At 62.9% G+C, this 22,837-nt stretch carries 23 protein-coding genes and 1 tRNA gene; 12 read left to right on the forward strand and 12 right to left on the reverse strand.

Features of this window, described 5'->3' with window-relative positions:
* Window positions 1–27: 27 nt before the first annotated feature.
* Entirely contained in the window at window positions 28–681 is a 654-nt protein-coding gene (locus ACGYK7_RS07040; protein WP_394400317.1) for a protein-L-isoaspartate O-methyltransferase, read from the reverse strand.
* A 143-nt stretch (window positions 682–824) separates the two neighbouring features.
* On the opposite strand from ACGYK7_RS07040, the gene ACGYK7_RS07045 reads away from it, so the two are divergent.
* A tRNA-Cys gene (locus ACGYK7_RS07045) sits at window positions 825–898 on the forward strand.
* 24 nt (window positions 899–922) lie between these two features.
* On the opposite strand, the gene ACGYK7_RS07050 is transcribed toward ACGYK7_RS07045, so the two are convergent.
* Both ACGYK7_RS07050 and ACGYK7_RS07055 read right to left on the reverse strand, forming a co-directional pair.
* Entirely contained in the window at window positions 923–1,153 is a 231-nt protein-coding gene (locus ACGYK7_RS07050) for a hypothetical protein (protein WP_394400319.1), read from the reverse strand.
* 217 nt (window positions 1,154–1,370) lie between these two features.
* A complete protein-coding gene (locus ACGYK7_RS07055; protein WP_394400321.1) occupies window positions 1,371–2,039 on the reverse strand; it encodes a LuxR C-terminal-related transcriptional regulator in 669 nt (222 codons plus the stop codon).
* 16 nt (window positions 2,040–2,055) lie between these two features.
* Here ACGYK7_RS07055 and ACGYK7_RS07060 point away from each other — a divergent pair, with 16 nt between their 5' ends.
* The 6 genes from ACGYK7_RS07060 to ACGYK7_RS07085 all read left to right on the forward strand — a co-directional run bounded on the left by ACGYK7_RS07060 (window position 2,056) and on the right by ACGYK7_RS07085 (window position 7,891).
* Entirely contained in the window at window positions 2,056–2,304 is a 249-nt protein-coding gene (locus ACGYK7_RS07060; RefSeq protein ID WP_394400323.1) for a hypothetical protein, read from the forward strand.
* On the forward strand, window positions 2,301–3,374 hold the full coding sequence (locus ACGYK7_RS07065) for an ABC transporter ATP-binding protein (RefSeq protein ID WP_394400325.1): 1,074 nt from the start codon (window positions 2,301–2,303) through the stop codon (window positions 3,372–3,374). The genes ACGYK7_RS07060 and ACGYK7_RS07065 overlap by 4 nt, the downstream gene beginning before the upstream one ends.
* A gap of 3 nt (window positions 3,375–3,377) precedes the next feature.
* Window positions 3,378–4,289 (forward strand): ABC transporter permease, encoded by a 912-nt coding sequence (locus ACGYK7_RS07070; protein ID WP_394400327.1) that lies wholly within the window; start codon window positions 3,378–3,380, stop codon window positions 4,287–4,289.
* Entirely contained in the window at window positions 4,282–5,085 is an 804-nt protein-coding gene (locus tag ACGYK7_RS07075) for an ABC transporter permease (protein ID WP_394400329.1), read from the forward strand. Before ACGYK7_RS07070 ends, ACGYK7_RS07075 begins: the two co-directional genes overlap by 8 nt.
* Before the next feature lie 20 nt (window positions 5,086–5,105).
* The gene (locus tag ACGYK7_RS07080) at window positions 5,106–6,125 is read left to right on the forward strand and encodes an extracellular solute-binding protein (RefSeq protein ID WP_394400331.1); all 1,020 of its coding nucleotides are present in this window, start codon (window positions 5,106–5,108) and stop codon (window positions 6,123–6,125) included.
* A gap of 77 nt (window positions 6,126–6,202) precedes the next feature.
* Window positions 6,203–7,891: an amidohydrolase gene (locus ACGYK7_RS07085; RefSeq protein ID WP_394400333.1), complete on the forward strand. Its 1,689-nt coding sequence runs from the start codon at window positions 6,203–6,205 to the stop codon at window positions 7,889–7,891.
* A gap of 49 nt (window positions 7,892–7,940) precedes the next feature.
* On the opposite strand, the gene ACGYK7_RS07090 is transcribed toward ACGYK7_RS07085, so the two are convergent.
* Window positions 7,941–9,569 (reverse strand): alkaline phosphatase family protein, encoded by a 1,629-nt coding sequence (locus ACGYK7_RS07090; RefSeq protein WP_394400335.1) that lies wholly within the window; start codon window positions 9,567–9,569, stop codon window positions 7,941–7,943.
* A gap of 197 nt (window positions 9,570–9,766) precedes the next feature.
* On the opposite strand from ACGYK7_RS07090, the gene ACGYK7_RS07095 reads away from it, so the two are divergent.
* The gene (locus tag ACGYK7_RS07095) at window positions 9,767–10,789 is read left to right on the forward strand and encodes an NAD-dependent epimerase/dehydratase family protein (RefSeq protein ID WP_394400337.1); all 1,023 of its coding nucleotides are present in this window, start codon (window positions 9,767–9,769) and stop codon (window positions 10,787–10,789) included.
* 9 nt (window positions 10,790–10,798) lie between these two features.
* On the opposite strand, the gene ptsP is transcribed toward ACGYK7_RS07095, so the two are convergent.
* The 5 genes from ptsP to ACGYK7_RS07120 form a co-directional block, all read right to left on the reverse strand.
* Complete coding sequence (gene ptsP, locus ACGYK7_RS07100) at window positions 10,799–13,042, reverse strand: phosphoenolpyruvate--protein phosphotransferase (protein WP_394400339.1); 2,244 nt, start codon at window positions 13,040–13,042, stop codon at window positions 10,799–10,801.
* Between the two features lie 162 nt (window positions 13,043–13,204).
* Window positions 13,205–14,443, reverse strand: coding sequence for an aspartate kinase (locus tag ACGYK7_RS07105; RefSeq protein ID WP_394400341.1), 1,239 nt, complete (start codon window positions 14,441–14,443; stop codon window positions 13,205–13,207).
* An 87-nt stretch (window positions 14,444–14,530) separates the two neighbouring features.
* Complete coding sequence (locus ACGYK7_RS07110) at window positions 14,531–15,175, reverse strand: SDR family NAD(P)-dependent oxidoreductase (RefSeq protein WP_394400343.1); 645 nt, start codon at window positions 15,173–15,175, stop codon at window positions 14,531–14,533.
* Between the two features lie 26 nt (window positions 15,176–15,201).
* Entirely contained in the window at window positions 15,202–15,669 is a 468-nt protein-coding gene (locus ACGYK7_RS07115) for a DUF1178 family protein (protein WP_394400345.1), read from the reverse strand.
* Window positions 15,670–15,763: 94 nt separating this feature from the next.
* Window positions 15,764–16,231 carry an NUDIX hydrolase gene (locus ACGYK7_RS07120; protein WP_394400347.1) on the reverse strand — a complete coding sequence of 156 codons (468 nt, stop codon included), beginning with the start codon at window positions 16,229–16,231 and terminating at the stop codon, window positions 15,764–15,766.
* A 110-nt stretch (window positions 16,232–16,341) separates the two neighbouring features.
* Between ACGYK7_RS07120 and modA the strand changes: the two genes are divergently transcribed.
* Genes modA through modC form a run of 3 tightly spaced genes read left to right on the forward strand, consistent with a single transcriptional unit; the run spans window position 16,342 to window position 18,846 of the window.
* Window positions 16,342–17,079: a molybdate ABC transporter substrate-binding protein gene (gene modA / locus ACGYK7_RS07125; RefSeq protein ID WP_394400349.1), complete on the forward strand. Its 738-nt coding sequence runs from the start codon at window positions 16,342–16,344 to the stop codon at window positions 17,077–17,079.
* Window positions 17,069–17,761 carry a molybdate ABC transporter permease subunit gene (modB, locus tag ACGYK7_RS07130; RefSeq protein ID WP_394400351.1) on the forward strand — a complete coding sequence of 231 codons (693 nt, stop codon included), beginning with the start codon at window positions 17,069–17,071 and terminating at the stop codon, window positions 17,759–17,761. Before modA ends, modB begins: the two co-directional genes overlap by 11 nt.
* Complete coding sequence (gene modC / locus ACGYK7_RS07135) at window positions 17,761–18,846, forward strand: molybdenum ABC transporter ATP-binding protein (protein WP_394400353.1); 1,086 nt, start codon at window positions 17,761–17,763, stop codon at window positions 18,844–18,846. The genes modB and modC overlap by 1 nt, the downstream gene beginning before the upstream one ends.
* Here modC and ACGYK7_RS07140 read toward each other — a convergent pair whose 3' ends face one another.
* Both ACGYK7_RS07140 and ACGYK7_RS07145 read right to left on the reverse strand, forming a co-directional pair.
* A complete protein-coding gene (locus ACGYK7_RS07140) occupies window positions 18,847–19,614 on the reverse strand; it encodes an EcsC family protein (protein ID WP_394400355.1) in 768 nt (255 codons plus the stop codon).
* Between the two features lie 50 nt (window positions 19,615–19,664).
* Complete coding sequence (locus tag ACGYK7_RS07145; protein ID WP_394400412.1) at window positions 19,665–20,144, reverse strand: GNAT family N-acetyltransferase; 480 nt, start codon at window positions 20,142–20,144, stop codon at window positions 19,665–19,667.
* Window positions 20,145–20,247: 103 nt separating this feature from the next.
* On the opposite strand from ACGYK7_RS07145, the gene ACGYK7_RS07150 reads away from it, so the two are divergent.
* Window positions 20,248–20,853, forward strand: coding sequence for a flavin reductase family protein (locus tag ACGYK7_RS07150; RefSeq protein WP_394400357.1), 606 nt, complete (start codon window positions 20,248–20,250; stop codon window positions 20,851–20,853).
* 269 nt (window positions 20,854–21,122) lie between these two features.
* Here ACGYK7_RS07150 and ACGYK7_RS07155 read toward each other — a convergent pair whose 3' ends face one another.
* Window positions 21,123–22,754 (reverse strand): SulP family inorganic anion transporter, encoded by a 1,632-nt coding sequence (locus ACGYK7_RS07155; RefSeq protein WP_394400359.1) that lies wholly within the window; start codon window positions 22,752–22,754, stop codon window positions 21,123–21,125.
* Window positions 22,755–22,837: the final 83 nt, after the last annotated feature.

Raw genomic sequence — 22,837 nt, forward strand, 5'->3', positions numbered from 1 at the left:
GGTAGAACCGGCGCGCCATCCTATCGCTTACAGCTGGAATTCTGCCTGACGCTCAAAGCCACGCAGCACCGGCGCACCGGCGTTGAATTCGGGCCGCCAGGATACGTGACCGCCGCGCTTATAGCCCACGCGCACCTCGCCCAGCCCCCGATCCATAAAGAGACAAGCGATCCGCCCGCCCTCTTTCACCTGTTCCACCAGCGCCTCGGGCACCTCGCCTACTGCACCTTGGATGATGACCACGTCATAGGGCCCATGCTGCGGCGCGCCGTTGGTCAGCGGGGCGACATGGACGATCACATTGTCCGCGCCCGCCTGCGCCAGCGCCTCTTGCGCCTCGGCGGCCATGGCTTCGTCTTCCTCAACGGCGACGACGGCCTCGGCCATATGCGCGATCACGGCGCTGGAATAGCCCATGGCGCAGCCGATATCGAGCACGAGTTCTTCGTTGGTGATGTCGAGGTGATCGAGCATCTTGGCCAATGTCCGCGGGTCGAGCAGCACCCGATCCTGCCCTAGATCGAGGTTTTCCCCCAGATAGGCAGCCTCGCGCTGTGCCGCCGGCACGAAGTCTTCGCGCTGCACGGTCAGCATCGCGTCGATGATTGGAAACTTGGTCACATCCGAAGGACGAACCTGCGTATCTACCATGGTTACGCGGCGGGCGGCGAAATCACTCATCAGCTAAACTCGTTCGTTCAGGGTGTCTGAAGAGTGATGTGCCACATTGCCGGGCCAGCGGCAACGCCCTGACCGCATTTTCGCGCGCATATGGGACTTGCGGCCCCCTTCGCGATCCGTTAGCAGTGCGCCAACCACCGGTCGGCGAGTTGGCGGAGTGGTTACGCAGCGGATTGCAAATCCGTGTACACCGGTTCGATTCCGGTACTCGCCTCCATCCCCCCCCCGATATGAGCTAGTTTCACCCCGCCCGCGGTTGCGCGGATCGGCGCAAAACTGCCACTCGCAGCAAAGCGAATTTACCGCCCGCATAGCGCTCTTCGGGGTCATGCACCGTGTTCCGGACCGAATTCTCGATATAGGCGTTGCGGATCATCGGCGGGTCGTTCTCAAAGTCGAAAGACCCATAGGCGACGCTGCCGTGGTGGATCATGTAGCCCGGCTTGTGCCCTAGCGGGCCTTTGCGCAGCACTTCGATGGGGGGTGGATTTCGTGGACATACGGCTCAGTGCTTTCACGATCCCATACCCCCCTCAGAAACCGATGTGTTGGCGCCTTTCGGCAAAACGCTCGCCCATCCATTTGCATGCATCAAGCGCGCTGCGGCCTTGGGGATGGGGGACATCTCGGGGCGCGCAGGTCCGCCCGGGCCAATGGGGCGCCCTTAGCGCAAACGCACCGCAGAGCCGCTACAACAGATGTTTGAACACGCCGAAAAGCTCGCTCTGCGATGAGATGACAAGCTTGCGGTAAAGGTTCCGGCGATGCACCTTACAGGTCTCTGTCGCGATATTGAGAAGCTTGGCGGCGGATGCGTTGGAATGGCCCTGAAGCACCAGCCCCGCGATCTGCGCCTCGCGCAGGGTCAGGCCGATGTTCAACCGATCCCCAGCATGAAGCCGGATGGCATCGGCAAGCGGGGGGCGGGTTGCCTGTTGGCCAACAGGGGTCGGTGCCACAGTCCGGCAATGCTGCACCAAAAGCTCAAGCAACAACGGCGCAAAGGCCTCCAGATGCCGAAGCTCGTTTCGGCGGAACGGCCCCTGACCATCCCGCCTGCTTATCGACAGATGCGCCACCCCACCGTCCCCCAGCGGGGCAAGCAGGCCGATCTCATCGCAAAGCCCGGTGCCGCGATAATAGTGCAGATAATACTCGCTGGAAAAGAACCGGTCCGGCGCGATGTCGGCCAGACGAAACAGCCCGCCCCCCTTGGGCAGGCTACGGTGCAGATAAAAGGGATCGAAGCCGTAGCTGCTCTCCATATAGTCTTCGAGCGGTCGCCCGATCAGTTTTCCGGGCTCGATCCAATAGTCCAGCAACAAGGGCGGCTGATCGGCATCGAAGCGCAGTATCAAGAAGGTGCCGAATGTGATGCGGCTGCTGAAAAAGCTTTTGAAAGCCTCGAAAAAATCCGGGGTGCCGACCGCACGAAGCGCATCGCGTAATTGCTCAATCGCTATATTTATCAGCCTTTCGCCCAAAGATACTCCAGAATCTGATCAAAATTCCAAGAACACTACCCCCAAGGGGGTATATTCACCAATTACTATTGGCGCAATCATACGAGCCAAGCTTTGCTCAAAAACAAGAAACAAGATGGGCTATCAGGGGGAAAGATGACCAAGGCAATTACCGCACAGGCGCTGCGCAAAGTATACCCCGGCAACCCGCCGGTCGAAGCGCTTGCAAGTATCGATCTGGAAATTCAGGACAATGAGTTCTTTACGCTGCTCGGCCCTTCGGGCTGTGGCAAGACGACCCTGCTGCGCCTGATCGCGGGGTTCGAACACCCCACCTCGGGCCGCCTCGACATGTTTGGCGAAAGCCTGCTTGCCTCACCCCCTTACAAACGGCCCATTAATACCGTCTTTCAGAACTACGCGCTGTTTCCCCATATGACCGTGGCCGAGAATATCGGCTTTGGCTTGCAGATGCTGGGCACGCCCAAATCGGCAATCAAATCCACCGTCGATGAGATGATGGAACTGGTGCAAATGACCCAGATGGCGGATCGTCAGACCAGCCAGATCTCCGGCGGGCAACAGCAGCGCGTCGCCCTCGCCCGCGCCCTGGCGCCACGGCCCAAGATTCTGTTGCTGGATGAACCCCTGAGCGCCTTGGACTTCAAGCTCCGCAAGAAGATGCAATTGGAGTTGAAGCGGCTACAGACCGAGACGGGGATCACCTTCATCTTCGTGACCCACGACCAAGAAGAGGCGCTGACAATGTCGGACCGCATTGCGGTCATGTCCAACGGCGCCGTGCGTCAGGTCGGGCGCCCCCGCGAAATCTACGACCGCCCCGCAGACCGTTTCGTGGCGGATTTCATCGGGGATACCAATTTTCTGCCTGCCGAGATCACTGGCCGGGAAGGTGAGACCGCGCAGCTGCGTTTGCCTTCAGGGAAGATGGTCGCGGCCCATGCGAATGAAGCGGCCACAGGTCGGGTGACCCTCGCCCTGCGGCCCGAACATGCGGAACTGACCCCAGAGGCTGACGGTCTTCTGGCCGGGCGCCTGCGCGAGGTGGTCTACTTCGGCACCGATACGCATTTTCACGTCGACCTCGATGACGGCAGCGAATTCGTATTGCGCCAACAAAACGGCCCCGAGGTCGCGCATTCCTATGTGACCGGCGATCGGGTTGGCGTCTCCTTCCCCGCCGGAGCCGCTCAGGTTCTGAGGGACTGACCCATGGCAGAGCTTTCCAACACCGTCGCAAAACGCGCTGCCCGCAACCGGTGGCTGCTGCTGACGCCCGCGCTGATCATCCTGATCTTCGCCGCCAGCGGCCCCCTGCTGATCACGCTGTTCTATTCCTTCCTCACGCCCGGCGACTATGGCGGGGTGGTTTGGGATTTCTCCACCGATGCGTGGTTCGGCGTGCTGATGCAGCGCGATATCTTCGACGACACTTTGGGCTGGTCGGATGCCCATCTCAGCATCTTCTGGCGGTCGCTCAAACTGTCGATCCTGACAACGCTCGCCTGTTTGTTCTTTGGCTTCCCCACCGCCTATTTCATCGCCACGCGGCCAAAAAAGCAGCGCGAATTCTGGATGTTGCTGATCATTATCCCCTTTTGGACGAACCTGCTGATCCGCACCTTCGCCATTCTGGAATTGATCCGAAACGAAGGCACGATGAATTCGATCCTCATCGCGCTTGGCATCATTGATGAACCGATCCAAATGCTTTTCACCGAGTTTTCGATCATTCTGGGCATGGTGTACGTCTACCTGCCGCTCATGGTCCTGCCGATCTATGCCTCGCTTGAGCGGTTGGATTTCCGGCTCGTCGAAGCAGGCTACGACCTCTATGCGACGCGCTTTCACGTGCTGCGCCGGGTCATCCTGCCGCTGGTGAAGCCGGGGGTGATCGCGGGGTCTATCCTCGTGTTGGTGCCGTCGCTGGGAGCCTATGTGACGCCGCGCGTCATGGGCGGGGGCAATCAATTGATGATCGGCAATCTGATCGAATTGCAATTCGGACAGGGGCGCAACTGGCCCTTGGGGGCGGCGCTGTCGATCACCTTGCTCGCCATCGTGATGGTGGCTCTGCTGGCCTATGTCCGCGCGGCGGGGAATGAGGAGGTGAAACATGGCTAATCGCGGCTTCGACATTCGCAAGCTTACGGGCTTTTCCACCATCGCGATGGCATGTTTCTTCATGCTCTATATGCCGATCATCCTGCTGGTGGTCTATTCCTTCAACGCGGGCACCTCGGTCGCGATCTGGGAGGGGTTTTCTTGGCGGTGGTACGTCTCGGCTTGGGACAATGAGATGGTGCAGGAGGCCACGGTGCGCAGCCTCGTGATCGCCGTCTCCGCCGCGGCCATCTCGACCAGTGTGGCGGTGCTCGCCGCCCTCGGCACCACCCGCACGGGCAAGTTTCGAGGCCAGACCGCTGTTTTCGCGCTAATCCATCAGCCGCTCATGGTGCCCGAGATCGTGACCGCGGTGGCGCTGCTGATCTTCTTTGCCTCCATCAAGGTCGTCACGGGCTATACTGGCCTGATGTATCTGATCATCGCGCATTCGGCCTTCTGCATTCCCTTTGCATATCTTCCGATCCGCGCACGGCTGCAAGGCATGGACCTGACTCTCGAACAGGCGGGGGCGGACCTTTATGGCACACCGTTTCAGGTCTTCCGCCATGTGACCCTGCCCCAGCTCTGGCCGGGGATCCTTGCCGGGGCGATGCTGGCCTTTGTGATCAGCCTCGATGACGTGGTCATAACCGAATTCGTGAAATCCGCCGGGCAGGATACCCTGCCAACCTATATGCTGGGCCAATTACGGCGGGTGGTGACACCTGAGATCAACGCAATATCGACCGTATTGCTCTTTATCTCCGTGACGATGGTGATCGCCTATACCCTGCTCAGCAAAGTCAAAAAATAATCAACCAACGGGAGCTTAAAATGAAAAAGACACTGACGGCACTTACCCTCATCCTCGCCGGGCCAGCCATGGCCGAGGGCGAGCTGAACATCTACAACTGGGGCAATTACACCAGTCCCGAGATGATCGAGAAGTTCGAGAAAGAGACCGGCATCAAGGTCACAATCACCGACTACGACAGCAACGATACGGCGCTGGCCAAGATCAAAGCGGGCGGTCACGGCTTTGATATCGTCGTGCCCTCGGGCACCTATGTGCCAATCTTCGTGGGCGAAGGGCTTTTGATGGAAAGCAAGCCCAACGAGATGGAGAACTTCAAGAATATGGACCCGCAATGGGTCGATGTGGAATTCGATCCGGGCCGCAATTACACCGTGCCGTGGCAATGGGGGACCGTCGGCGTGACGGTGAACACCGCGGTCTATGACGGCGACATCAACACCGCCGCCGTGATCTTTGACCCGCCAGAAGAGTTGAAGGGCAAGATCAACGTGGTGCCCGAGATGAATGACGTGATGGGCATGGCGATCCACTTTGCGGGCGGGGAGCAGTGCACCGCCGACAAGGAAATGCTGAAGAAAGTCCGCGACATCCTGCGTGAGGCCAAGCCCAATTGGCTGTCGATGGACTATGGCAATATCGAGAAATACGCCAAGGGTGACCTCGCCGCCGGGGTGAACTGGAACGGCGCCTCCTTCCGTGCGCGCAACCAGAACCCCGACATCGCCTTCGGCTACCCGCAAGAGGGCTATCCGGTCTGGATGGACAATGCCGCGATCCTGTCCGACGCTCAGAATGTGGAAGAGGCCAAGACCTTCCTCAACTTCATCATGGACCCGGAAAATGCTGCGATGCTGTCCGAGTTCGCCCGCTATGCCAATGGCATCAAGGGCTCCGAGGCGTTCATGCCAGAAGACATGAAGTCTGCCCCGGAAGTGGTGGTGCCAGAAGACCTAAAGGGGGCCGCCTATGTCGCCAAGGTCTGCCCGCCCGAGGCGCAAAAGCTCTACACCGCGATCTGGACCGACCTTCAGAAGTAACGCCAACCCCGGCTCGATACACACATTGCGCCCCGGCCCTTGGTCGGGGCGCGCATCGCAATAAGGACTACAGGCCCATGTCGGCAGATATCGTCATCCATAACGGCGCGTTGATCACCTTCGATCCGGACCAGCCTCATGCCAGCGCTCTGGCCATCACCGGCAACAAGATTGCGGCGGTCGGATCGGACGCTGAGATCATGGCGCTGATCGGCCCAACGACCAAGGTGATCGACGCGCAGGGCGGCACGGTGCTGCCCGGGTTCATCGACAGCCATGTGCATCTTTTTGGCGGATCGGTCGAACTGGAATACCTCAGCCTCTACGGCATCACCGGGCTGGAGGACATGCGCCAAGCCATCCTGCCCTATGCCGAGGCCAACCCCGAGGATAAGATGCTGTTCTGCGTCATGGCGGATTACGGCATTCTGGGCACCGGCAAGACCCTCACCCGCCATGACCTTGACGCCATCCTGCCCGACCGCCCGCTGGCGATGTTCGCCCCGGACCATCACACCGTCTGGGCCAATACCGCAGCATTGAAGGCGGCAGGGCTGTTGCAAGGTGGCACGGTCGATGCGGGCTCCGAGATCGTGATGGGGGATGACGGGCTTGCCAGCGGCGAATTGCTTGAGCCCGGCGCCTATAGTCCGATCCTGTCGCTCACCCGATATGGCGGCCGCGATATGCTGGGCCTCACCGCCGGGCGGGACCCCGAACCGCCCGCCACACCGGCAGAACGCGAGATGGATAAGGATGTCATCGCACGCGGGCTGGCCCATTGCGCGGCGCAGGGCATCACCGGTCTGCATCTGATGGACGGCAACCGCTATCAACTCGAACTCCTGTCCGAGTTGGAGGCCGAGGGCCGCCTGCTCTGCCGCTGTCTTGTCCCCTTTCACCTCAAAGGCACGGACCCCGTTGCGCGGCTGGCCCGCGAAGCCCCTTCCCTGCGCGCCGATTTTCAAGGCGATAAGGTCCGCTGTAGCCACGTCAAAATGTTCATCGACGGGGTGATCGAAAGCGGCACCGCGCTGATGCTTCAGCCCTATCCGGGCGAAATGGGCAAAGACGGCAATTGCGGCGATGAGGTTTTCACCCAAGAGCATTTCGTCGCGGCCTGTGTCGAAGCGGATCGGCTGGGGTTTCAGATCGCTGTCCATGCCATCGGCGATGCCGCCGTGCGCCGCACCATCGACGCTTTCGAGGCCGCCCAAAAGGCAAATGGCACACGCGACAGCCGCCACCGGATCGAGCATATCGAAGTGATCCATCCCGACGACATTCCCCGGCTTGCGGCCTTGGGCATCGTGGCCTCCCTCCAACCCGGGCACGCCCCCCGCGGCCATATCTTTCCGCCTACCGGCGTGGGCAACTACATCCACCCCCAGCAGATCGAAGGCGCCTATGCATGGCAAACCCTTCGGGAGACGGGGGCCAAGGTCATTTTCTCGACCGACTGGCCCGTGATCCCGGTGGATGTGATGGCCACGATCAAAGCCGCCATTGCGCCGCTGGACCTTGGCAAGGCGTGGCCGGATCAAACGCAGAGCCTGCAAGACACCCTCGCCAGCTATACCCGCGACAATGCCTGGGCAGAGTTCGCGGAAGGCTGCCGCGGGCAGCTGGCAGAGGGCATGGACGCTGACATCGCGGTGCTAAGCCACGACATCACCCAATACCCTGCAGAGGCGGTCACCGATGTGAATGCGATTGCGGCGATCATGGACGGACAGATCACGTTTCAGCGGGGCGTCGCAGGCTGACGTTTTAGGCACTCGAGCGCAGACATGGCGGCGCTGGCGCGGCCATGTCTCACACCTCGCCGCTTTTCCCCGCCGCCGCCAAAACCGCGCGCAACTCATCCTCATTGCGGTAGCCGATCAGAATACCCGCCGTCGCCTCCCCCATCGTGGCATCGCTCGCCGCGATCTTGGCGTCGGAGATGGTGGTGCGTTGAGCGGTGCGGCGCGTCCAGCGGAACAGCAGTTGCTCGAGCCGGGCGCGCTCAGGCGCATGGGCGGGGTCGGCCCCCAGATCGACCAACTCATCGGGGTCGCTTTCAAGGTCGAAAAGCATCGGGCGAAACCCTTCGGCAAAGACATATTTCCACCGCCCGTCGAAGAGCATCGTCAACTTGGCGTCCCTCACCTCGACCCCCAAGCGTTTGCGCACGTCGCGCTGCGCGTAGTCGTATTCCGAGACCACGAAATCGCGCAGCCGCTCGGCCTTGCCATGCAGCAGCGGCAAGAGAGATCGGCCTTCGATGATATGCGGCACGGCAGCGCCGCCGAAATAGTCGAGGATGGTGGGCACCACGTCGATCGCCTCCACCAGTGCTGTGGGTTTTGCCCCGCGCGTCGCATCGGCCTCGGGGCGGGGGTCGACAACGATCATCGGGATGCGGGCGGAGGGGTCGTGAAAAAGCTCTTTTTCGCCCATCCAGTGATCGCCAAGGTAATCGCCGTGATCCGAAGTGAAGACGATCATCGTCTCATCCGCGACCCCCTCTTCGGTCAGGAAAGCCATCAGCCGGCCGATCTGGTCGTCGAGCTGTTTGATCAGCCCCATATAGGCGGTCAGAACCCGGCCTCGGGTCGCGTCATCGGCAAAGGCTTTTGAGACGCGCTCTTGCATGAATGCGCCATAGACGGGATGCGGATCGCGCTTTTCCGCCGCGCTGCGCACCGGGTCCAGATGGCTCTCAGGCCCATAGAGATCATGGTAGGGCGCGGGGACGATATAGGGCCAGTGCGGCTTGATATAGCTCAGATGCAGGCACCAGGGCTGATCCCCGGCCTCGCGGATGAAATCCATCGCGCGGCCCGTGATATAGGGCGTCTCGCTCTCCTCATCCGCCGCGCGGGCCGGTTTGTCGGCATGGTCCAAAAACCAGCCGCTCAGGATATTGCCCTCTGCGTCCTCGGCGCTGTTGGCGACGGAATGCCAAGGGTTCTCATCCTGCCACCCGCGGTCCTTCATATGCGCGTCATAGGCGGGGTTGCGGGCGTAGGGTCCGCCGTCGGGGTGCAGCCCGTCGTCCCGCTCATAGGGCTCGAACCCGCATTCCGAGATCAGCACGCCAATCTCGCTGTCGGGCGCTAGGCCAAGACGGCGCAGCCCTTCGATATCGGCGGCCATATGGGTCTTGCCGCAGAGCGCCGTGCGCACGCCCAAGGGGCGCAGATGGTCGCCCAGCGTCATCTCCCCCACCTTCAGCGGGATGCCATTCCAAGTCGACCCATGCGAGCTGACATAGCGGCCTGTGTAGAAGGACATGCGCGAGGGGCCGCAAATCGGCGATTGCACATAGGCGCGGTCAAAAAGCACCCCGCGCGCGGCCAACGCATCGATATGCGGCGTGTGCAGATGCGGATGGCCGGTGCAGGAGAGGTAATCCCAGCGAAGCTGGTCACACATGATGAAAAGAACGTTCTTGGGCATGGGCCGCTTTCCCTGTGATGGTCCTTCGCGCGCCCTGCCCGCGAAGCGTTTCGTCGTGCCGCGACTTGATTTTGGCCCGCCTGACAGTGCTTTGCAGTTCCCGGCCCAAATTTAACCAAATTTTTAGCATTCACGGCCCAACCTTCACCAGGACGATGGGAAAGGCAACTCAAGCCGCGCAAAGCGAGGATGCCAGAATGGACAGCACGCAAAGGATACTTGTCACCGGCACGGGCGGTTTCATCGGCTTTCACCTTGCCCGGCTGTTGCTGGCCGAAGGCGCACGGGTGCAGGGCTATGATGGGATGACCGATTACTACGATGTCGCCCTGAAACAACGCCGCCACGCGATGCTGCTTCAGCATGAGCATTTCACCACGAAAGAAGCCCTGCTGGAGGACCGCGAGACCTTTGACGCGCTGGTCGATGACTTTGCCCCCGACATGATCGTGCACCTTGCCGCACAGGCTGGCGTGCGCCACAGCATCGACCACCCCCGCGCCTTTCTGGAGGCGAATATCACCGGCACCTTCAACGTGATGGAAGCCGCGCGTCGGTTGGAGGTGAAACACCTGCTCATGGCCTCCTCCTCGTCAATCTACGGGGCCAATACCGATATGCCTTTCGCCGAGACCGGGGCCACCGACCGGCCCCTGTCGATCTACGCCGCCACGAAAAAGGCGAATGAGGGGATGGCCCATGCCTATGCCCATCTCTGGGGTCTGCCGACGACGATGTTTCGGTTTTTCACCGTCTACGGGCCTTGGGGGCGGCCCGACCTTGCCTTGAGTAAATTCGTCGAAGCGATCCTCGATGGCCGCCCGATCGATATATACAACCACGGCGAGATGTACCGCGATTTCACCTGCGTCGACGATCTGGTGCGCGCCATCCGCCTGCTGATGGATTGCGTTCCGCCGCAACCGGGCACGGCGCCACCGCCGCCGGACTGGGATTCGCTCTCTCCCGCGGCCCCCTACCGTGTGGTGAATATCGGCAATTCCGAAAAGGTGCGCCTGCTGGATTTCGTCGAGGCGATCGAAGCCGCGCTCGGCAAACGGGCGGTCCGCAACTACATGGGGATGCAGATGGGTGACGCCCCCGCCACATGGGCCGATGCGACTCTGCTACATAGGCTCACCGGCTACCGCCCACAGACCGACATTCACGAAGGCATCGCGCGTTTCGTCGCTTGGTTTCGGGATTATCACGGCAGATAGCCGCAGCGCTTAGTGCTGGTGCTGCTGGCGGACGTAGTCCATCACCGCGCCCCTGACCGACATCTCGCCCTGCTCTCGTGCGGCATGGATGACCGCGCGCACGTCGTCGAGATTGCAGCGCCGCAGCAGGCTTTTGACCGGCCCGATCGACGCCGGGCGCATCGACAGGGTCTTGAGCCCGATGGCCGCGAAACACAGCGCCTCAACCGGGCGGCCCGCATCCTCCCCGCAGAAAGACAGCGCAGTATCTGTTTCGGCGCAGCGTTCTACGATGCCCTCAAGGAAGGTCAGGAAGGAGACGTTCAGCGTGTCATAGCGCCGCCGCACCCGCTCATTCTCACGGTCGGCGGCAAAGAAGAACTGCTTTAGGTCATTGCCCCCGATCGACAGGAACTCGACCTCTTCAAAGAATTTCTTTGGGGCAAAGGCGAGGCTGGGGGTCTCCAGCATGGCGCCGACCTCCAGCTTTTCGGGCAGGACATGGCCCAGAATACGCTCACGCTCCATCGCCTTGTCGACCTCCGCGCGGGCGGCGCGGAATTCCTCGAACTGGGCGATAAAGGGGAACATCACCGCCAGCGGGCGGCCCGCGGCGGCACGGATCAGGGCCTGCAACTGCATCCGCATGACACCGGGCTTGTCCAGCCCCACCCGGATCGCCCGCCAGCCCAAAGCCGGGTTCGGCTCATCATGGGGCTTCATATAGGGCAGCACCTTGTCCGACCCGATGTCGAGCGTGCGGAAGACCACGCGGCGGCCATGGGCGGCGTCGAGCACACGGGCGTAAAGCGCGGCAAGCTCGGTCCGGCGGGGCATCTGGTTGCGCACCAGAAACTGCAATTCAGTGCGGAAGAGCCCCACCCCTTCGGCCCCCGACCCTTCGAGCGAGGGCAGATCGGCCATCAGACCTGCGTTCATCTGTAGGCTGATGATCCGCCCGCATTTCGTCTCAGCCGGTTTATCGCGGATCGAGGCATAGCGTTCCTGCGCCGCTGCTTGCATCGCGATCTTGTCGCGAAAGGCCGTGGCCACGGTATAGTCGGGCCGCAGATGCACCACGCCCTGCTCACCATCGACCATGATGTGATCGCCGTTCAGCGCGTCATTGGTCACGCGGCTGGCATGGACGATCAGCGGAATCGCCAGCGCCCGCGCGACGACAGCGGCGTGAGAGCCGACCGAGCCGCCCTCTAACACGATACCGCGCAGCGACCGCCCGTAATCCAGCAGTTCCGCCGGGCCGATGTTGCGCGCCACGAGGATCGGATCGACCGGCATCTCGGCCCCGGTATCGCTGCCCTGCCCCGTCAGATTGCGCAGCAAGCGGTTCGACAGATCATCCAGATCCGACAACCGCTCGCGCAGATAGGCATCATTGACCTGCCCCAGACGGGCGCGGGCCATGGATTGCTCTTTCTCGACCGCGGCCTCAGCACTCAGCCCGCTTTGAATATCCTCCACCATGCGCCGCATCCAGCCTTTGGAATTGGCGAACATGCGGTAGGCTTCGAGCACCTTCTGCTGCTCTTTGTCGGCGGTAAGGCTTAACAATTGGTCAACGCTGAGCCGCAATTGCTCGACCGCTTCGGTCAGCCGCTCCGTCTCACGTTCAGGATCGTCGGCAATGGGGTTGGAGACCACCACCCGCGGCTCATGCAGCCAGACGTGCCCCTCGGCCACACCCTCCTGCCCCACGGTGCCGCGCAGCAGCACCGGCTGGCTATGCCGGGCCGACATCGCAGCCCCCTCGCCGACAAAGGCGCCAAGCTCGGCCATTTCGGCCAGCACCATCGCCACGACCTCAAGCGCATAGACCTCATCGGCGGAGAACTCCCGCGCGACTTTGGACTGCACCACCAAGACGCCCAGCGTTTCCCCCAGACGTTGCACCGGCACCCCAAGGAAGGAGGAATAAATCTCCTCCCCCGTCTCGGGCATGAAGCGGAAACCGGCGGCTTGGGGCGCATCGGGCGTGTTGATGACCGTGCGCCTCTTGGCGACCCGACCGACCAGACCTTCGCCCAGTTTCATGCGCGTTTCATGCACCGCCGCTTCGTTCAGGCCTTCGGTGGCACAAAGCTCAAGCGTGTCTTCGTCGCGGAACAGATAGATCGAGCAGACTTCGCAGCCCATGGAATTGGCGATCAACTGGGTGATCTTGTCCAGCCGCGCTTGGCCCGCCACATCGCTGGCCATCGCATCACGCAGCCGCCCCAGCAGCTTGCGGCTTTCTGTTTCAACCCGTTCGGCCATGTGCTCCGGTCCCTGTCCCTCTGGAGCAGAGGTTTAGCGCACTCGCGCAAGGATAGAAATGCTATTCGCGCCATACCCTACATCCTCGGCCAGCATATCGGCGGGATGCTGCAGTTTTACGCAAGGGGTCACCTTGCGTAAAAGCCATTTCTTCGCAGGTGCTTAGGCCGCTTTATCGAGCTCGAAAGCATCGTGCAGCGCTTGCACGGCCAATTCCATATACTTGCGGTCGATCAACACGCTGATCTTGATCTCGGAGGTGGTGATCACCTTGATGTTGATCCCCTCGTCCGAAAGCACCTTGAACATCTTGGCGGCCACGCCGGTGTGGCTGCGCATGCCGATCCCCACCACGGAAACCTTGGCCACGGCCTTGTCGGCGATCAACTCCTGATAGTTGATGATCCCTTCGTCATGGGCCTTTTCCATCGCCTTTTCAGCGCGGATCACCTGATCGACGGGGCAGGACCACGTCATATCGGTGCGCCCCTCTTCGGAAATGTTCTGAACGATCATATCGACATTCACGCCGCCCTCGCTGAGCGCGGTAAAGATCGTCGCGGCGATGCCGGGGCGGTCCGCCACGGACACCAAGGTCATCTTTGCCTCATCACGGGAAAACGCGACCCCGGCCACCACATTGCTTTCCATGATTTCCTCCTCATCGCAGACGAGCGTCCCGGCATCGTCAGATTGTTCTTCGAAACTGCTCAGCACCCGCAGTTTGACCTTGTAGCGCATCGCCAGTTCAACCGAACGGGTCTGCAAAACCTTCGCCCCGAGAGAGGCCAGTTCAAGCATCTCTTCAAAGGAAATCTTGTCAAGTTTGCGGGCCTTGGATTCGACCCGCGGGTCGGTGGTGTAGACACCATCGACGTCGGTATAGATATCGCAGCGCTCCGCATCGAAAGCGGCGGCAAAGGCGACGGCGGTCGTGTCCGATCCGCCCCGGCCCAGCGTGGTGATCCGGCCTTGCGGACTGATGCCTTGGAAACCTGCGACCACGGCCACCTTCATGCCCTCGCCGAACTTGGCGGTGATGTTGTCGGTGGGGATCTCTTCGATCCGGGCGGCGGAATGGGCATCGGTGGTGCGCACCGGCACCTGCCAGCCCTGCCAAGACCGCGCGGGCACGTCCATTTCCTGCAAAGTCAGCGCCATCAGGCCCGCGGTGACATTCTCCCCGCTCGACACGATGGCGTCATATTCGCGCGCATCATAAAGCGGCGAAGTCTCATTGACGAAACCGACCAGCTTGTTCGTCTCTCCCGACATGGCGGATACGATGACGATCACGTCATAGCCCTTGGCCACCTCGACGCCGACGCGCTTTGCCGCGCGGCGGATACGGTCCAAAGTGGCAACCGAAGTCCCACCGAATTTCATAACCAGAACAGGCATATTGTCCCCCGCGCAACAGTCCAGCGCGGTCTAAGCCCACGGCACGGCAAGGGCAAGCCTATTTAACATGACGTTATAGAGCGCCGGCTAGAATGGATGCGCGCGGCCATCCCATGTCTCGAAACAACCCGTCAGGGTGAGGTCCAGCGCGGCGATCCGCCCGACGAGGCCCTGTGCGGACTCCGCGACGCTGATCTCGCCCTGATCGCCGCCCATATCGGTGCGCACCCAGCCGGGGTGGTAAATGCCCACCGCGATGCCCTCGGACTTCAAATCAACCGCCAGATTGCGCCCCAGATTGATCGCCGCTGCCTTGGAGGCGCGGTAGATATAGCTGCCCCCCGGCGCCCGCGTTTGCGACCCCATCTGTGAGGCGACGATCGCGATTTTCGCCCCCTGCGCCGCGCGCAGGTTTGGCAAAAGGGACTGCACGGTGAGGAACACCCCGGTCACATTGGTCGCAAAGCTCTGCGCCCAGAGGTCAGGGCCAAAGCCGGTGTCCAAGTCATCGCCCTTGTCCAGATAGACCCCCGCGTTGCAGATCAGCAGCTCCAGCGGGCGGTCTTGCAGGCTGGCCGCGAAAGCCGCGTGGCTTGCCGGGTCGGTCACGTCCAGCACGGCCTGCGCGCCTGCGTCGCGTGCGGTGCCGATCACCTCTTCGCCCGCGTCTTTATACTGGCGGGCCAGCGCCGCGCCGATGCCGCGGCTGGCGCCTGTGATAACGATGGTCATGGGCGATCCTTTTTGACAGCGGGCCTTTAGGAAAGTTGGCGTTTTGGTTTGAACGGCAGCGGCATCAAGGGCACGCCCTCCGCCACCAATTCCCGCGCCTGATCCAACCGCGCCTCGCCATAGATCGGGCGTTCGGGGGTACGCCCTGCGTGCATATCCCGCGCCTCGGCCACGAAATTCTTACCCACGTAATCGGAGGTGGATTCGACCTTTTTGCGCAGAGCGGTCAGCGCCTTTTCCACGTCACTTGCCGGATTGGACAGGGCCGAGGCGGGTGTCTTGGCAGATTGCGGTTTTTCCGACGCGTCCGGCGCAGCCGGAGCGCTGTTGCCTGAGGTCACCCGCGGGGCCATCAGCGATTTGCTTACCTCCGTCGAGCCGCAAACCGCACAGTTCAGATGGCCCGCACGGGCGAGGCTGTCAAAGGCAGCCGCGGATTGGAACCAACTCTCGAAACCATGCCCGGCCTCGCATTTCAGTGCATAACGGATCATTCGCCCGGTCCTCAAACTCTCTGCTTTAAATGGGCTGCGGCGCGAAAGAGGTCAAGACAGCCGCGCGCGCGGCGCGCGTCGCCACGCCGCGCGGTCAGCCCGCCAAACCACCGCTGCGCGGATCGAAATCACGGATCAGCCGCGCCAGATCGGGGGCCTCCACCAGCCGGGCGGCCTTGCGGCGCGAACACCACATCCGCTTGCGCTGCCCCTTCTCGGGGAACTGTTTGGCCAGTGCCTTGACCTTCACCGGATAGAGCATCGCCAGACAGGGCAAGGTCCCGTCCTCGCCCGTTTTGGCATAGCTGTAGACGCCCAGACATTGCCCCCGCGCCTGCCCCACGACGCCGCCTTCCTCCCAGGCTTCGACCAAGGCCGAAGCGGCGGGGGTTTTGCCCTCCATCGGCCAGCCCTTGGGAATGATCCAACGTTTGCTCCCGCGCGAGGTGATCAGCAGAATTTGCAACTTGCCCCGTTTGCGACGCCAGCAAAGCGCCGCGAATTGAATGCGCAGCTCATCCTTCTGTCCGCCGTTCAAGGATATCGGAGCCTGTTTCACCATCCGCTGCAGCCGCGCCCCTTGGCAGGTTGTTTCCCCGTGACCCTAGCGCGGCGTTCCCCGTCTGGCCATATCCCCTTGCCCCCTTTCATCGCATCAAAGATACTACCGAAATGATAAGATTTTCCGCTATCCTGACAGTGCTTTGCAGTCTTGCCCTGCCCCTTCGGGCCGAGGCCCCCGTGACGGTCTTTGCCGCCGCCAGCCTGCGCGGCGCTTTGGAGGAGGTAGCGGCCGGTTTCCCCGCGCCGGTGGTGCTGTCTTACGGCGGGTCGGGGACGATGGCGCGGCAGGTGGCCTCCGGGGCGCCCGCCGATGTGGTCGTGCTTGCCAATAGCGACTGGATGACATGGCTCGCGGACAAAGGCGTGGCAGGGGCCGAAACTGCGCAGATCATCGCCCGCAACCGGCTCGTTGTCATTGCCCCCGCCGACAGCGCCCCACTTGCCGATCCCGCCGAGCTGCCCGCCCGGCTCGGCGCCGAAGGGCGGCTTGCCATGGGACAACGCGATGCCGTCCCCGCAGGCAGCTATGCCCGTGCATGGCTCACCCATGCGGGGCTTTGGCAGCGGCTGCAAAGCCGCTTGGCCGAGACCGACAATGTCCGCGCCGCACTGGCCTTGGTCGCGCGGGGCGATGCGCCGCTTGGCGTGGTCTACGCCAGTGACGCGCAGGCCGAGCCGGAGGTGCAGACCGTCTATGAGGTGCCCGCCGAGGCCCATGCCCCGATCACCTATCCAGCCGCGGCGTTGACGCCCGAGGGCAAGGCGCTGGTCGATTTCCTGACCACCGAGGCGGCGCAGGCAATCCTTGTGGACCACGGGTTTCTTCGGGCCGATCATGGGTCTTGACGCCGCCGCTTGGGCCGCGCTGTCGCTGTCGCTGCGGGTGGCCAGCGTGGCGATGCTCTGTTCCCTGCCGCTGGCGCTTTGGGTGGCGTGGATCCTCGCCCGGAAGGAGTTTCGCGGCAAAGGCGTGTTGAGCGCGCTGGTCCACCTGCCGCTGGTGCTGCCGCCGGTGGTGACGGGGTACCTGCTGCTGCTCGGCTTTGGCCGCAACGCCCCTTTGGGCCGTCTGTTGGAGAGCCTCGGCATCGGTCTTGCCTTTCACTGGACGGGCGCGGTGCTGGCCGCGCTGATCATGGGCTTCCCGCTGATGGTCCGCGCCATGCGGCTGGCCATCGAAGCGGTCGACCCCCGGATCGAAGACGCCGCCGCCACCTTGGGCGCGCCGCGCCTGAGCGTATTTTGCCGCGTCACCCTGCCGCTGATCTTTCCCGGCATCCTCGCCGGGGCGGTGATGGGCTTTGCCAAGGCGATGGGCGAATTCGGCGCCACGATCACCTTTGTTGCCAATATCCCCGGCCAGACTCAAACCCTGCCAAGCGCGATCTGGACGGCCTTGCAGGTGCCGGGCGGTGAGAACCGTGCGCTGGCCATGGCCGGACTGGCCGGGCTGGTGGCACTGGCCGCCGTGTTGTTGTCCGAAGCCTTGGCACGGCGGGTCGCCAAACGCATTTCGGGGGCGCGCTGATGCTTGAGGTCACGCTACGCCATGGGTTCGACGGCTTCGATCTGGACCTGTCTTTCACCACCCAAGGCGGGATCACCGCGCTCTTTGGCCGCTCCGGCGCGGGCAAGACGACGGTGATCAATGCGCTTGCCGGATTGCTGCGCCCCGATGTCGGGCGCGTGGTGCTGGACGGTGAGGTGCTTTTGGATACGCGGCGCGGCATCTGGGTGCCACCGCATCGCCGCAGGCTGGGCTATGTCTTTCAAGACGCGCGGCTTTTCCCCCATTTGGACGTGCGCGGCAACCTGACCTTCGGCGCGCGCTATGCGCCCCGCGGCAGCCAAGGCGCGGGTTTTGCGGATGTCGTGGCGCTGCTGGGGCTATCGCCCCTGCTCGACCGTGCCCCGGCAACGCTTTCGGGCGGAGAAAAACAGCGCGTCGCCCTTGGCCGGGCGCTGCTGTGCCATCCGCGCATGTTGCTGATGGATGAACCGCTGGCCAGCCTCGATGGGCCGCGCAAGCAAGAGATCCTGCCCTATCTCGAACGGCTGCGCGACGGGGGGTTGGGCCTGCCGATCCTCTACGTCAGCCATGCGGTGGATGAAATTGCCCGCCTCGCCGATCGCTTGGTGCTGCTGCAAAACGGGCGGCTGAAGGCCCAGGGCGCGCTGTTCGACGTGATGGCCGACCCGGCAGCCGTGCCGCTGCTCGGCGTGCGCGAAGCGGGCGCGGTGCTGGAGGCCGATGTCATCGCTCATGCCGAAGATGGGCTTTCGACCCTCGCCGTGCGGGCGGGACAGTTGGAGCTTCCCGGCGTGCAAGCGCCAGTCGGCGCGCGGGTGCGGCTGCGGGTCTTGGCGCAGGATGTGATCCTGTCGCGCGCGCGGCCCGAGGGGCTGTCTTCGGTCAACATCCTGCCCGTCCGGGTCGAGGCCGTGTATCCGGGCGACGGGCCGGGTGCGGCCATCGCGCTCAACGCTGGCGGAGACCGCCTTTTGGCGCGGGTGACGGCCCGGGCGGTCCGCGACCTTGATCTGCGCGAGGGCATGGGCTGCTATGCCATCCTCAAGGCCACCACAGTGGCCCCGGGAAGCATCGGGCGCTGATCATAGTTTGGGCGGCGTCCTGCCCATTTTCTTTCGGAGGCGGGCGACCAGCTCCTCTTGCGGAATATCCGCCTCAATCGCCAGTTTGCGCAGGCCGAAATGCACATGGGCCATGTCTTGGTAATAGCTGGTATAGGCATAGTTCGTCGCCGCCCCCGCCACCGCGCCCAACACCGGCACCGCCTGCGCGGCAAGCTTTTGCCCCATGACCAGCGCCAGACGCGGCGCCACGCGGGCGATCACCGCGTTCATCGCGCGGCCCGTGAGCGCCATGCGCACGGTGAGAAACCCCAGATCGGCGCTATCGTCATCCGCCAGCGGCCCGGCAGCGGTAAAGACATGCACGCAGTCGAATTGCACATTCTCCGCCGAGGGATCGAACCCATGTTCCGCCGCCACCCCTTGAATGACCCGCAACAGCAGCGTTGTGGTCACCGGCAGTTCCGCCAAGGCGGTCGGCAGCCCCCCGGCCCCGCCTGCCGCGCCCATTGCGGTCGAGACCGCTTGGTTCAGCCAGCCCTGCTGATCTTTCACATAGCTGCGGCTGGAATGGGCGGCCTGCATGGCATGGCCAAGCGTCTTCATCGTCGCCCCTTCTAGGTTGCGGCGCACCGCCCCCGGCAGACGGTCGATCAACCCATCCGCGCTGCCGCCGATGAGGTTAAGGACATGGATGCCCACACCGCCGGCCTGTTTGTAGCGGCGGGCGATCTCATCCAGCCGGGCATCGACATCAATGGTGCTGGGCAGGTTGCTTTCGATCTGCATGGGCGTCCCCTTTGAGCTTAGGCTCAATGTGGGTCGCGGGCGGGGTAAAATCAATCGTGCCAGCGGCGAACCTTGCCCGTCACCCCGGCCCAAGCCCCCTCGGCCAGGGCGCGGCCCAAGATGCGCGCGGGGTTCGTCGGCGGCGGCATCTCGACACCCTGCAACAGGGTAAAGCCGAAGCGGTTGTAGTAAGGCGCGTCGCCCACCAGCATCACCCGCTCCCAGCCCAGCGGGGCCGCCTGCGCCAGTGAGGTTTCGATCAGCGCCGCGCCCAGCCCTTCGCCCTGCCTTGTGGGGTGCACCGCCACCGGGCCCAGCAACAGCGCCGTCGCCGTGCCGATGCGCACGGGCCAATAGCGGATCGCCCCGGCCAGAATTCCCCCGCTGTCGCGTGCCACATGGCTCAGCCCCGCCACCGGCGGCACGCCATCGCGCAGCCGGTAGGACGAGAGCGCCTCGCGCCCCGGCGCGAAACAGGTGTCATAGAGCGCTTCGACCTCCCAATGGTCGGCGGCCACCTCCGGGGTCATCTTGTAGGGCGTCTGATGCAAGGCCGGAGGCTTTCAGGAGCAATTGCGGGTGGCGCTGGACGTAGCATGAGGCTAGCCATGGGTGCAAACCAAAGGAGTGTACATGTTCTATCGTCCCGAAGACGGCCATGGTCTGCCGCACAACCCCTTTAATGCCATCATCAGCCCCCGCCCGATCGGCTGGATCTCCACCCGTGATGGCGCGGGTCGAGACAACCTCGCGCCCTATTCCTTTTTCAATGCCGTGGCCTATGTGCCGCCGCAAGTGATGTTCGCCTCGACCAGCGCCAAGGAAGATGTAGAGGGCACCAAGGATTCCGTGGCCAATATCCGCGAGACCGGGGTGTTCTGCGTAAACGTGGTGGAATATGCGGCGCGTGACGTGATGAACGTGAGTTCCGCCACCCTGCCCCATGGCGAGGACGAGTTTGCCCGTGCCGGAATCGACAAGGCCGAATGCGAGCAGATCGCCTGCGCGCGGGTGGCGAATGCGCCCGCGAGCCTCGAGTGCAAGCTGACCCAGATCGTGCAACTGCCGGGCGAGGCGAATTTCGCGGTCTTCGGCGAAGTCGTGGGCGTGCATATGCGCGACGATTGCGTGGTCGATGGGCGGTTCGACGTGACCCGGTTCCAGCCGCTGTCGCGTTTGGGGTACCGCGATTACACAGTGGTGCGGGATGTGTTCGAGTTGAAGCGGCCTGATGATTGATGAGGGCCAGCGCCTGCCCGCGGGTCGGCGATCCAACGCTCGGCACGGGCCACTTTATTGCTCAGCCGTGATGTGCCTTCTCAGTGTCGCGCCTCGCCTCGCCGGATCGCCTACCCGGTCGCACCGAAGGTGCGCTCAGAATAATACGGCACGCCTTTGGCGTGACGGGCGGGCAGGCGATGGCCCGGCGCCTGCGGCTTGATTCCGGGCCGGTGGCAAACTCGACCAGAAACAAAAAACCCGGCACCTTTCGGCGCCGGGTTTTCCATTCAATGCCCGCCTAGAACCCCGGTGCGCACATCGTAATCAACCGCCAATTCATAATCGGGGTCGTCATCGCTATCGACCATCAGATGCCCCGCCTTGTTCAGCAGACGGTGACAATCCCGGCTGAGATGGCGCAGTTGCAGACGTTTGCCCGCAGCCTCGTATTTCGCGGCCATCGCTTCGATCGCCTGCAGGGCGGATTGGTCCACCACGCGGCTGTCGGCGAAATCGACGATCACCACCTGCGGGTCGTTCTCCACGTCGAAAAGCTCGGCAAAGCCGTCGGAGGAGCCGAAGAACAGCGGCCCGTGGACTTCATAGACCTTGGCGCCCTTCTCGGTCACCGACTCGCGCGTGGTCGCGTGGATGCGGCGCGCGTTGTTCCACGCATAGGCCAGCGCCGAGACGATCACGCCCACGACCACCGCCACGGCGAGGTCTTCCATCACGGTCACCACGGTCACCAGAATGATGACGAAAGCGTCGATCAGCGGCACTTTGCGCAGGATGGTGAGGGAGTTCCACGCGAAGGTGCCGATCACCACCATGAACATCACGCCCACCAGAGCGGCCAGCGGAATAAGCTCAATCACCGAAGAGCCGACGAGGATGAAGAGCAGCAAAAACACCGCCGCTGCGATCCCGGCGACACGGGTGCGCCCGCCGGATTTCACGTTGATCATCGACTGGCCGATCATCGCACAGCCGCCCATGCCGCCGAAGAAACCGGTAACCGTATTGGCCACACCTTGGGCGATACATTCTTGGCTCGCGCCGCCGCGCTTGCCGGTGAGATCCCCAACGAGGTTCAGGGTCAGCAGGCTTTCGATCAGGCCGATGGCGGCGAGGATGACGGCGTAAGGCAGGATGATCTCGAAAGTCTCCCAAGTCAGCGGCACCATGGGGATATGCAAGCTTGGCAAGCCACCTTGGATCGACGCCAAATCGCCCACCCGCGGCACGTCGAGGCCGAAACCGATCACCAAAGCAGCAATCACGCCGATGCCCGCAAGCGGCGCGGGGATCACCTTGGTAATGCGCGGGGTGATCCAGATGATCGCCATGGTCGCCGCCACCAGCGCCAGCATCAGGTAAAGCGGCTGGCCCGAAAGCCATTCACCACCGCCCACGCCATGGCCGGTGTCGACCATGGTGCCGGGCACTTTGAACTGGCTCATCTGAGCGAGGAAAATCACGATCGCCAGACCGTTGACAAAGCCCAGCATCACCGGATGCGGCACCAGCCGGATGAACTTGCCCCATTGCATGACGCCCGCAAAAATTTGCAACAGCCCCATCAACACGACGGTGGCAAAGAGGTATTCGACCCCGTGTTGCGAAACCAAAGCCACCATGACGACAGCCAAAGCGCCCGTGGCGCCCGAGATCATCCCGGGCCGCCCGCCGATCAGCGCGGTGATGAGACCCACAAGAAAGGCGGCGTAGAGGCCGACCAACGGGTGCACCCCGGCGACGAAGGCAAAGGCCACCGCCTCGGGCACCAGCGCCAGCGCCACGGTCAGCCCCGACAGCAGTTCGATCCGCAGCCGCCCGACAGAGAAACCGTCATCCGGCATCCACCGCAGATCGGTCACATCGAGGTTCTTGGCGAAATTGTGCAGCGTGGCGCGCATGGGGGCGTCCTTTGACTTTCGGAAAACGGGTATAGCGTCGTGCCCGCGGATGCGGGGCGCTTTTGGCTGCACCTAGAGGAATT

The sequence above is a fragment of the Sulfitobacter sp. 1A15299 genome (genome assembly GCF_043556915.1).
Classification (GTDB): Bacteria; Pseudomonadota; Alphaproteobacteria; order Rhodobacterales; family Rhodobacteraceae; genus Sulfitobacter.